Source organism: uncultured Pedobacter sp. (assembly GCF_913776295.1).
Classification (GTDB): Bacteria; Bacteroidota; Bacteroidia; order Sphingobacteriales; family Sphingobacteriaceae; genus Pedobacter.
The window spans coordinates 1-12,160 of record NZ_CAJYOJ010000047.1 but is presented as its reverse complement, the minus strand read 5'-3'; the positions used below and the strand labels follow the sequence as shown (position 1 = coordinate 12,160).

The 12,160-nt window shown below is 38.4% G+C and carries 9 protein-coding genes; all 9 read left to right on the top strand.

What is annotated here, in order from left to right; all coding sequences use genetic code 11:
* Positions 1-27 precede the first annotated feature (27 nt).
* The 9 genes from QZ738_RS09895 (at position 28) to feoB (ending at position 11,551) form a co-directional block, all read left to right on the top strand.
* Positions 28-333, top strand: a complete 306-nt coding sequence (locus tag QZ738_RS09895) for a hypothetical protein (protein WP_293787049.1) — start codon at positions 28-30, stop codon at positions 331-333.
* Between the two features lie 10 nt (positions 334-343).
* Positions 344-1,459, top strand: coding sequence for a hypothetical protein (locus QZ738_RS09890; RefSeq protein ID WP_293787047.1), 1,116 nt, complete (start codon positions 344-346; stop codon positions 1,457-1,459).
* On the top strand, positions 1,456-2,076 hold the full coding sequence (gene dcd / locus QZ738_RS09885) for a dCTP deaminase (RefSeq protein WP_293787045.1): 621 nt from the start codon (positions 1,456-1,458) through the stop codon (positions 2,074-2,076). Before QZ738_RS09890 ends, dcd begins: the two co-directional genes overlap by 4 nt.
* Before the next feature lie 189 nt (positions 2,077-2,265).
* Positions 2,266-2,646, top strand: a complete 381-nt coding sequence (gene gcvH, locus QZ738_RS09880) for a glycine cleavage system protein GcvH (protein WP_293787043.1) — start codon at positions 2,266-2,268, stop codon at positions 2,644-2,646.
* 10 nt (positions 2,647-2,656) lie between these two features.
* A complete protein-coding gene (locus QZ738_RS09875) occupies positions 2,657-3,058 on the top strand; it encodes a VanZ family protein (protein ID WP_293787042.1) in 402 nt (133 codons plus the stop codon).
* Between the two features lie 259 nt (positions 3,059-3,317).
* On the top strand, positions 3,318-6,137 hold the full coding sequence (locus QZ738_RS09870) for an outer membrane beta-barrel protein (RefSeq protein ID WP_293787040.1): 2,820 nt from the start codon (positions 3,318-3,320) through the stop codon (positions 6,135-6,137).
* 222 nt (positions 6,138-6,359) lie between these two features.
* Complete coding sequence (locus tag QZ738_RS09865; RefSeq protein ID WP_293787038.1) at positions 6,360-9,119, top strand: outer membrane beta-barrel family protein; 2,760 nt, start codon at positions 6,360-6,362, stop codon at positions 9,117-9,119.
* Between the two features lie 96 nt (positions 9,120-9,215).
* Positions 9,216-9,431, top strand: a complete 216-nt coding sequence (locus QZ738_RS09860) for a FeoA family protein (protein ID WP_039481214.1) — start codon at positions 9,216-9,218, stop codon at positions 9,429-9,431.
* Positions 9,432-9,436: 5 nt separating this feature from the next.
* Entirely contained in the window at positions 9,437-11,551 is a 2,115-nt protein-coding gene (feoB, locus tag QZ738_RS09855) for a ferrous iron transport protein B (protein WP_293787099.1), read from the top strand.
* The last annotated feature ends 609 nt before the right edge of the window (positions 11,552-12,160 follow it).

Genomic DNA, 12,160 nt, shown 5'->3' with positions numbered 1-12,160 from the left:
GTTAATTTATTGCCTAAACTACCTAAAATGTTAAGATCTCATAACCAACAAGAACTAGAGTTCGATTTTTTTATTTCATTTCTTCAACACGCTATTGAAGGAGATGATGAATATATCAAATTGGTTCAGCCAATATTATCTGATGTCATACAGGTTGTAAATCAAGAAAAAGGTATATCTGAATTAGATAGTGTAGGTTTAAATGTGAAAATTTTGCTTTCCCAAAAAGCAAATTCATTATTTAGCGGTTTAAGCGAAGATAAATTGAATAGGAAAATATTTAATGATATTTTAAATGTTCTGAACGAGAACAAAAGGCATGCTTTAGCATAGCTAATTTACAATGGACTATACATCGCTCTTAAATCTTCATCTCTCACAAACTGAAATTTTTGTAGAAAAATCAAAGAATAATAGTTATTCTGATCTGGATAAAAAAAATTATCAAGATAATCTTAATAAACTTTTTTCTGCTGTAAAAGGATCCATATCAGGTCTATCAGCTGTAGCCCCTGTATTTGAAAAACAGGAGCACCTTAGCTTTATATGCAATAGTTTGGAATTTTTAAAAGATAGTATATTAAGTTCAATGCCCTTTGAAGTTGTTAATTGTCTTAATGTGGCTATGAATGATTGGATCGATCAGCAATATATAATTGTAACCAGCCTTAACAATAATACTCTTGCCTTTAGTTATGACCCCACATTGGCATTAGAGGACTTTGTTTATCAGTCAATTGATATACAATATGGAATAACTTTTGCAAAACGCTTAGTGCAAATCAATTTACCGTTGATTTTGTCACGGGATTATTTTTCTTCAGTAGTATTATATCATGAATTAGGGCACTTCATTGATCTGAAGTACGCTATTTCAAAAATTGTTGCCATGGAAGTTCAATCTATCTCATCTTCGGATTTTATTCAGTATGAACAATTTTTAGTTGGAGGTCAAAACGAAATTGATATTCTAACTGATCACTTAGCCGAATATTTCTGTGATATCTTTGCTGCTCAGTATATTGGTAAATCATCAAATTATTATTTGCAATATCTTACCAGAAATTCAAGTAATGCTTCTTATAGTCATCCTTCCACAATTAACAGGGTAAAAGTAGTAAATGATTTTATTGATAACATAGATAATCCAATAGTAAAACTCATCAAGAAAATTACATTTAATAGATCAGGAAGACATCTGATTAAAAGGCATGAGGATATAGTCAGCGACGAATTTTATAAGTTTCTTCCAATTGAGATAGATAATACTGCAAAATTACATGGAGTTTTTGCCTATGCTTGGGAAATTTGGCTAAAAGGACCGGACGATTTTAAGGTAAATGCCGGTCTAACAGGTGACTTTACTTCTGATAATGCTTACAAGGTTCTAAACAACTTAGTTGAAAAATCCATAGGTAATTATTTTATTGAAAAAAGTTGGGAGGCCTCTTTAATATGAGCGGGTTTATATCAGGTCAGAAAATAAATGAATTAATAGCTGACAAAAGTTTAACTATTCGTCCTTTATTGGAAAGTAGTCAAGTAACCCAAATAGGGGTAGATTTCAGGTTAGGATGCAATTTTTTAGTGTCGGTTCAGGGCCGGGAACCATTTATTAACACTTCCATGAATGAAGATGCTGGCGATGCTCAAAGGGACGTAAGACTGTTCTTTCAAGAAACAAGACGTCAGTTGGGAGAAACGTTTATTCTTTATCCAAACCAAACGGTTCTTGCAAGTAGTTTGGAATATGTTAAGCTACCAGAAAAATATATGATTTCGTTGTATATGAGAAGTTCGTACTCTCGGTTAGGGCTTACTGTTTCTACTCTTGTGCAACCAGGTTATTGTGGATGCTTATCAATTGAATTAACAAATAACAATAACAACCCTATTAATCTAGCTGTTGGTGCTAGAATTTTTCAAGGTATCTTTCTTGAAGCGGATAGTACTACAACATATTTTACTACTTCAAGAAAGTATATGTGTAGTGTGCGGCCAGAGCCATCTAAGGCGGGAGATGACAAAGATCTTTTCACGCTTTCCAAGCTTTGGAAAAAAAATAATAACAGATAATTCCTCTCTGAATTTCAGGATGAAATAATTTTCATTCTCAAGTTGATATTCTTCTAAACCCTTTTCTGATAAGTAAATTTTTCAGCCATTGCGAATGGATAAACTAAATTGTATTTTTGAAGCACAAACTGTAATAAATATTAGCTAACGGAATTTAACCGATAACTTATTTTCAAAACATATAAAATAATGAATTTTCCATCAGAATTAAAGTACACTAAAGACCACGAGTGGGTTAGAGTTGAAGGCAACGAAGCTTTTATTGGCGTAACTGATTTTGCACAACGCGAATTGGGCGACATCGTTTATGTTGATATTAACACTGTAGGCGACGAGGTTGCAAAAGAAGAAGTTTTTGGTACTGTAGAAGCCGTTAAAACCGTATCTGATTTATACATGCCAGTTACCGGAACGGTGTTGGAAGTTAATGCAGAATTAAACGATAACCCTGAATTGGTGAACTCTGATCCTTATGGAGCAGGCTGGATGGTTAAAGTATCATTAGCCGATGCAACTGAATTAGATGGTTTATTAACAGCAGAAGCTTACCAGGAACTGGTAGGTGCTTAATCCTGATATTTTGTACAAAGCACTAAAACAACAGAGATGGGCTATTATCTGGACCATCATTGTTTTAGTGTTTTGTAATATGCACATTTCCGATTCTGTTGGGAAAAGTGGCTTTTTCTTCGAAGGCTTTGATAAAATGACCCATATGGGCTTTTTCTTTGTCTTATCCGTTCTGCTGTTTTTCGGCAAGATTAATGATCAACATCACTACGCTGTCCAAAAATTAACCATTTTTAAAATTCTACTTATCAATGCCATCATTGGTGGAGGAATAGAGTTATTGCAGTGGAAAGTTTTTACCTACCGTTCGGCAGAATGGTGGGATTTTGGCTGTGATATGTTAGGCGCATCTATGGCGGTTTTTAGTTATATATTGCTCCATAAATTTAATTTCAATGAGAAGGAAAATTAGTTTCATCTGTGTAATTTTAGCAATGTTCGGAAGTAGCTGCAGTATTTTTAAGAAAAACTGCAATTGTCCTAAAGTATATTACCAAAACTATCCTTTATCACAGAAATAATCTTCGTACCGATCGGTCTTTCTTTCTGATCCCAATATTTTCCTGAGGCTGTATTTAAAATGTTACCTTGTTTTTAACAGACCTTAACAAACCTTTCGGCTTTTCTACAGTCTGATAGCTTAGTTTTATACCATAATATCTAATTTTTTAATGAAAAGAAACGTTCAGAGGGCAATATTTGTGGCGCTCCTATTTTGTACTTACATTGTTCAGGCTCAAAATACGGGTTCGATAAGTGGAAAAGTAATTAATGCAAAAGATAAAAAGCCAGTTGATTTTGCAACAATTGCAATTAAAAGTTTAAAAGATTCGAGCGTTGTGGCATCTGGCCAAACCAGTCCTGACGGAAGTTTTACCTTTAAAGCGATAGCGCCGGGTAAGTACAGGATTTATGCTGCCTTTTTAGGTTTAAAAACATCAACTAAGGATGTAGAAGTGGCTAAAGCGGCAGTAAATGCCGGAGAAATAGCCATGAGTGATGATGGCGTTGATTTGAATACCGTTAATGTAACGGCTACTATCCCGATTGTAGTAAAGAAAGACACCTTAGAGTTTGATGCAAAATCGATCAAGGTGCGTGAAAATGCCGTAGTAGAAGATCTCCTGAAAAAGGTACCGGGCGTTGAGGTAGCAAAAGATGGAAGTGTTAAAGCCCAGGGCGAAACCATTACCAAAGTGAAGGTTGATGGCAAGGAATTTTTCGGCAATGATCCCTTACTGGCAACCAAAAACCTTCCGGCTGATATGGTAGATAAAATCCAGGTAATTGATGAATTATCTGAACAGGCACAATTTACCGGTATTGATGACGGTACCAGAAATAAGATCTTAAACATTACCACTAAAAACGGCATGAAACACGGCTATTTCGGTAACAGTACCGCAGGTTATGGTTCCAACGATCGTTATGACGCAAGTTTGAACGTAAATAAATTTGACGATGACAGGCAGATCAGTTTTATCGGCCAGTTTAACAATGTGAACAAGCAGAACTTTGGCCAGGGCGGCGGCGTGGGCAATGGATTTGGCGGGGGGGGCGGCGGCCGTGGTGGTTTTGGCGGTTTTGGCGGCGGTGGTGGAAATAATGCTGGCGGAAATGGAGGAATCACTACTACCAATGCAGCAGGTTTAAACTTTGCCGACACCTATAAAGATGGTACCCAGTTTCAGGCCAGTTATTTCTTCAATAAGGCAACATCAGATATTATTCAGAACTCAAATACTCAAAATCTATTGGGCAGCGGCACAACCAATATCAATCAGAAATTTGATAATACTTCCGATCGGATCAATCACCGTTTTAACTTTATGATTGACACCAAGATAGACCCGTCCTTATCGATCAAGATCCAGCCTAATGTATCTTACACAGAAACCGATGGAAACAGTGTTACGGATTATACACGTGATTTTATCACTTCTTTAACAACAGGTTTACAGCGTAATGCCACCACAGCAGCAACCCCCGCAGTAAGTAATAATTTACTGGTAAGGAAAAGCTTTAAACGCAGGGGGCGTACCCTATCATTAAATGTAAATACCAGCATCAATGATAACGATGGGACTAACCTTAATTATCGTGATGAGAAAATCACAATTAATGGTGTTACAAGAGATTCTTTAACCAATCAGTTAAACAATACCAACAGCCACTCCATAAATAATACCACAAGGGTAGTTTATACAGAACCATTAAATAAAACTTTGAGTGTAGAGTTCAACTATCAAAATGGTTATGCAAACAGCGATTCGCAGAGGGATGTATTTAATTATAATCCATCAACCCTGCAATTCGATATCATAGACAATACTTTTTCAAATATTTATAACAACCGCACTTTAACAAATGCTGTAGGTGCCAGCCTAACCACAACAGAAAAAAAATACAACTGGAATATCGGCGTAGCTGCGCAGCAGACCAACAGGGTAAATACCAATTTAACCACAGGGTTAAAACGTACACAGAATTTCATCAATATTACGCCTTCGGCACAGTTCAGGTACAACTTTAGCAACCGTAAGCGTTTGTTCATCAACTATCGTGGATCTACCACACAACCAAGTATTGACCAGATCCAGCCGATTCCGGATAATACCAATTCACAAACCATTTATGTCGGTAACCCCGCTTTAAAACCTTCGTTCAATAACCAGCTGCGGATCAATTTTAATAACTTCAATATCGAAAACGGAAGGTTCTTTTTTGCTGGTTTAAACTTAACCCAAACATTTAACAGCATTGGTAATAGCGTTGCGCAATTACCTAGTGGTATCCAACAGGTAAGTTATATTAATGTTGATGGTGTGTATGCCGGTAATGCCAATGCAACGTGGTCTTTACCTTTAATGCCGGAGCGAAAATTAACCTTAAATATTTCAGGTAACGGTGCATATAACAGAAATGTAAACTATATTATTCCACAGGGAGGGACAACGTCTGTTAAAAATGTAACCAATAGTTATACCATCTCAAATGGATATAAACTGGTAACCAACGTGGATAAATTCGATTTAACAGGAGGTATTACCGGAAGTTATACCCACTCTACCTTTTCCGCACAACAATCGGCCAATACACAGTTTTATACCATTAACCCAAGCTTTGATATCAGTTATGTGTTGCCGGCCAACATCAGGTTAGCTATCGATATCGATTATTTCAGAAACTTTGGTGGTGGTGATTTGTACAACCAGGAATATACTATACTTAATCCTTACATCAGTCGCCAGTTTTTCAAAAACCGGGGAACATTTAAATTTTCAGTGAACGATGCGCTTAACCAGAACACAGGTGTAAGCAGAACAGCTACCGGTACTTCTATTACCGATGTAAACTTCAATGTGTTAAAACGTTATTACATGTTCTCTTTCACCTACTCATTAACACGTATTGGGGGTAGAAACATGAGCGGCGATATGCAGATGCCAGGCCAACGAGGCGGTGGTGGGGGAGGCCGCATGAGGATGTAACCTTACCTTAAAGCAACCGTTGCCTATTGAAATGCAAATCTTTGATCTTTAATTAGTTTTACAATGGAAATAAAAGTTCGGATCCAGGTCGGGACTTTTATTTTTTAATAAGATCTTTATATTAAATGTACAATTGACATTTATGTATTTCAAATGTTACCAAAGCAGAATAAACCTTTATAAAGGTGGGTTGTCTCTTATGCTGTATACCAAACTAAATGAATGAAACAGACTTTCACGATCCTTCTTATCTTTTTCTCTTTTTTTGCCTATGCCCAGAAAACGGGCTCAGTCAGCGGACGGGTTATCCAATCAAAAGATAAAAAACCAATTGACTATGCTTCTTTGGCTGTTAAAAACCTGACAGATTCCAGCATGGTAGGTGCGGTTAACACTGCAGAAGACGGAAAGTTCGTTATTAAAAGCCTAAAGCCTGGAAACTACAGGCTGTATGCTGCATTTTTGGGTTTAAAAAATGCTACCAGAGATTTTACCATTACTGGGGAAAAATTAGATATAACCATGGCCGACATTGTTTTAGAGGGCGGGGCTATTGATCTTCAGACGGTTGACATTAAAGCAGAAATTCCGCCGATTGTGGTGAAAAAGGATACACTTGAGTTTAATGCAAGCTCATTTAAGGTAGTAGAGAATGCTGTAGTGGAAGATTTGTTGAAGAAGTTGCCAGGTGTAGAAGTAGATAAAGCCGGGACGGTAAAAGCCCAGGGCGAAACCATTACCAAAGTTAGGGTAGATGGTAAAGAATTTTTCGGGAACGATCCTTTACTGGCTACTAAAAACCTGCCTGCCGATATGATCGATAAAATTCAGATTATTGATGAACTTTCCGATCAGGCACAGTTTACCGGGATTGATGATGGCTCAAGAACCAAAATTATTAATATCACCACCAGGAAAGAAAAGAAAAATGGCTATTTCGGAAACAGCACAGGCGGTTATGGTTCTAACGACCGTTATGAGGTAAACGCAAATATCAACCATTTTGATCAGGATAAACGGCTGAGTGTAGTGGCCCAGTTTAATAATGTGAACAGACAAAATTTTGGCGGTGGTTTGGGAGGCGGAGGTGGCAATGGCGGACGTAGTGGTATCACCGATACCAAAGCCGGAGGAGTTAATTTCTCAGACGTGTACGCCGATCAAACTGAAATTAATTTCAGCTATTTTGTTAATCAATCAGATAACCTGATTCTCAGGAACAGCGTAACCCAAAATTTGCTGGGCGACGTAACCACTGTTTTTAATAATAACCAAATCAACAATTCAGACCGCTTAAATCATCGTTTAAACTTTATGATCGATACCAAGCTCGATTCCCTGACTTCGCTTAAAGTACAGCCCAATCTAAGCTATACCAATAATCAGAGTTTCAACAGCAGCACTTATACCAGAGATTATAAAACATATATGATTAATGGTACGCAATCCCTCAGGAACCATAATACCGCGCCCGCCATAAGTAACAATATTTTGTTGCGTAAAAAATTTATGCGCCGCGGAAGAACATTGTCGCTTAATTTTAATACGAACATTAATAATAACGACGCCGATAATTATAATAACAACCCCGAAACACGCAAAGAAAACGGTGTTGAAAGCCAAAAAACTACCGATCAGTTTAATGATCAGGAAAGTGAATCGCTTAGTCAGAATACACGGTTGGTATATACTGAACCACTGAATAAAACTTTGAGCCTGGAATTTAATTATCAGAACGGTTATAACCACAATACCTCCGATCGTTTTACCTATAATTTTAATCCGTTTACACTGAAGTATGATTTGTTGGATCAGACTTTTAGCAATTCCTATGAAAATACCATTTTAACCAATTCGGCTGGTTTTAGCCTGAATAAAATGGCCAAAAAATACAATTGGAATGTAGGTATGGCTGTTCAAAACACCGATAGGACCAATAACAACATCAGTGCCGGATATGTGCTAAAACAAAATGTGTTTAATTATACGCCCTCAGCCATGTTCCGATATAATTTTAGTAACAGTAAACGTTTGGTATTTAACTACAGGGGAAGTACCAATCAGCCAAGCATTCAGCAGTTGCAGCCCATCCGGAACAATACCAATACCCAAAGTATCCCGGTTGGTAACCCTGATCTGAAGCCTGAATTTAATAATAGCCTTCGCCTGGCTTACAATACTTTCACCGTGGGGAAAAACAGGTCGTTATTTGTGAATTTAAATTTTACCCAAACCACTAACCGTATCGCCAACAGCACCAGTTTAATTCAAACCGGACCTGACCAGGGAAAGCTTGCTGTTACACCGGTTAACGTGAGTGGCGTGTATTCAGGATCTGTTTCCTCTTCTTTAAGTTTACCGATTATGGACGAGAATAAATTGAATTTTCATATCAATGTGAGCGGCAATTACGATCGTGATGTAAATTTTACCAATTCACTTAAAAATATCACCAACAGCTGGTCGGTTAATAATGGTTACCGTTTGGTTTCTAATTTAGATAAACTTGATTTAACTGCGGGTGTAAACGGATCGGTTAACCGTGCAACTTATTCTGTACAGCCCAATTCTAATACCCTTTTTTATACTTTTAGTCCCAATGTGAGTGTGAGCTATTTATTCCCTGGCGATATCCGGTGGTTCATTGATGCCGATTATAATCAGAATACAGGTAGGGGAGAGGGTTTTGATACCCATTTTACACTTGTAAACTCTTACATCAGTAAGCAGTTTTTTAAAAATCGTGGTACTTTTAAAGCAGCTGTAAATGATTTGCTAAATGAAAACCAGGGTGTAAGCCGTACTGCTAATAACAACACGATACGTGATGAAAGCTACAACGTATTGCGGCGTTATTTTATGTTTTCGTTTACCTACTCCTTAAACCGTATGGGAGGCAGAAACATGATTAGAGCTGGCTCGGATGATGGCAGAGGCCGGGGTGGCAGCGGTGGCTTTGGCGGAGGCAGGCAAAGGAATTAGATCATTTTACGGTAAAGCTATATCATTTATATTCCATACTGATTATCTTATTTGGAATAAATCTAAAGAAAGGTTAACTTGCGCCAAATTTAGCACATGAAGCTGTCGCACCTAAAAGTTGGAGAAAAGGGAACAATTGTAGCTTTTACAGATTTAGATATGTCTGTAAAGTTAATGGAAATGGGCTGCTTACCTGGCGAGGTAGTAGAGGTAGAACGTTTTGCTCCGCTCGGCGATCCTATGGCGATTCGTGTGGCTGGTTATCAGCTTTGTTTGCGTAAAAGTGAAGCTGATGTTGTTATTATTCAATAAAAAAACTGGGTTTGGATATTAAAGTCGCATTAGTTGGTAATCCCAATACAGGTAAATCTACTTTATTTAATCGTTTAACAGGATTAAATCAAAAAATTGGAAACTTTCCAGGTATCACTGTTGATAAGAAAACAGGTTTTACAACACTTGTAAATGGCAAAGAAGCAGAGATCATCGATTTACCCGGAACATATAGCTTGTATCCGAAAAGTGCTGATGAAAGCATCGTTTTTCAGGTGCTGGCCGATAAAAAAAATAACAGCCACCCTGATGTGATTGTACTGATCGCTGACGCTTCGAATTTAAAGCGCAACATGCTTTTGTATTCGCAAGTGGCAGACTTAGGCATCCCGATCGTTTTAGCGCTAAATATGATTGATCTTTCCGCTAAGCAGGGGATTGAGATCAACCAGGACAAGCTGTCTGAAAAACTGGGTATCCAGGTGGTTCCCATTTCGGCGAGGAACAACATCGGAATTGATAAGCTTAAACAGGCTATTACCAATACCAATAAAATCGCCACGCAGTATAAGAATGTAGATGTGAACTTTTTGGCTGCGGATGCAATTAATGCGATAAAAGCCAAGCTTGAATCCGACAACGATTATTACGCACTACAGGTGCTGCATCAGCACGAGCACTTAACCTTCTTTACCGAAAAAGAGCAGGAAGAAATTGAAAATATCGAACAGGCCCACCATTTCGAATCTTCTAAAATTCAGGCGGCAGAAACCATTGCCCGATATAAAAATCTCAGTACCATTTTAGCTGATGTGGTGATTGACAAAAGCACTGAAAAGAAATTTTCGTTCAGTGATAAATTAGATGCCGTTTTAACCCATAAAGTTTGGGGATTTGCCATTTTCTTGCTGATCCTTTTTGTTATTTTCAATGCGATATTTGCCTGGTCATCCTATCCGATGGAATGGATAGAAACCGGTTTTGGTTTTATCACCAGCATTGGACATGATTATCTGCCCGCAGGTATGCTTACCGATTTATTGTTAGATGGCGTAATTGCAGGTTTGGGCGGTATTTTTGTTTTCATCCCGCAGATTGCTATTCTTTTCGCATTTATATCTATTCTGGAGGATACGGGCTATATGGCCCGGGTTACCTTTATGATGGATAAAATTATGAGCAAGGTTGGCCTTAACGGCAAATCAGTAGTACCAATGATCGGGGGGTTAGCTTGTGCTGTTCCATCTATTATGGCTGCCCGAAACATCGAAAACTGGAAAGACCGAATGATTACCATCATGGTTACGCCATTGGTAAGCTGTTCGGCACGGCTTCCGGTATATATTTTAATCATTTCCTTAATTATCCCTTCCCAAACTGTCCTTGGCATTTTTAACCTGCAAGGTTTGGCGCTCATGGTGATGTACCTGGTGGGTGTAATTGCTGCGGTACTGGTAGCGTGGGTAATGAAATTTATCATTAAAACCAGGGAAAGATCTTATTTTATTATGGAGTTGCCGGTTTATCGCATGCCAAGGTGGAAAAATGTATTCTACACCATGTACGAAAAATCGAAAACCTTTGTGTTCGAAGCGGGTAAAGTAATTATCGCCATTTCCATCATTCTTTGGGTAATGGCTTCTTTCGGGCCGGGTAATCGCTTTGAAAATATTGATAAAAAATATGAATCTGCCCTGGCAGACACGACAAAAAATACCGATCACATTAAAACCCTTATCGCTACTGAGAAACTGGAACACTCATATGTGGGGATTTTAGGGCATTGGATTGAGCCGGCCATCCGTCCTTTGGGTTATGATTGGAAAATTGGCATTGGTTTAATTACCTCATTTGCGGCCCGTGAAGCCTTTGTGGGCACCATGGCCACCATTTACAGCGTTGATGGGGGTGATGAAGATACCTCAACGATAAGAGAACGTATGTCGGCCTCGGTTAATAACCGTACTGGTTTGCCCGTTTATACTTTTGCCACAGGTATTTCGCTGATGCTTTTTTATGCTTTTGCTATGCAGTGTATGAGCACAGTTGCAATCGTTTACCGCGAAACCAAAGGCTGGAAATGGCCGATAATCCAGTTGGCTTATATGACGGCTATGGCATATGTTGCTGCGTTGCTTGCTTATCAGTTGTTGAAGTAAATAATTGATTTCGGACGATAATTTATTGTATGAAAATCAATATAAACGGACAGATGTTAAAGAAGCTGATGGTCTCGATGAGTCGTCATTTCGACCACAGTGGAGAAATCTTTTAGATCTGATTTCGATAGCCTATTTCAGAGATCTCTCCCCGCCTGTACAGGCAGGACTGTCCGCACAGGCGGGCATTTCGCTGCGCTACAGTCGAGGACGACCGAACTAGGCATTCTGTCAATAGTGGCGTAGTTGAAGGGCTTCCTATCAGCATGATGATTAAGATTGGGAGAGCAAGGCCTGTATAATTATTAAAGTTTCCTCCCGCTTTCCGTTTTATCCCGATAAAAAATCGAAATGTTCACTTCAATCGGGTCTAGTTGGCCAGTACGTTACTGCTGTTTTAGGCTGGCTGCTTAACTGCAGCTGCTGTTCTAAATACAATAACTTGATTAGTATAACTTTCTTCTCTGACTCTTGTATGTCACTCTGAGGAATAATTTATGGTATAAAAATCAATATAAATGACGTAACTGATTTCTTATGCCATACAGCACAGTCTTGCCTCGGCTCACCGCCGCCGAAGGGCTCTTACTTTTTGGCATCAAAAAGTAA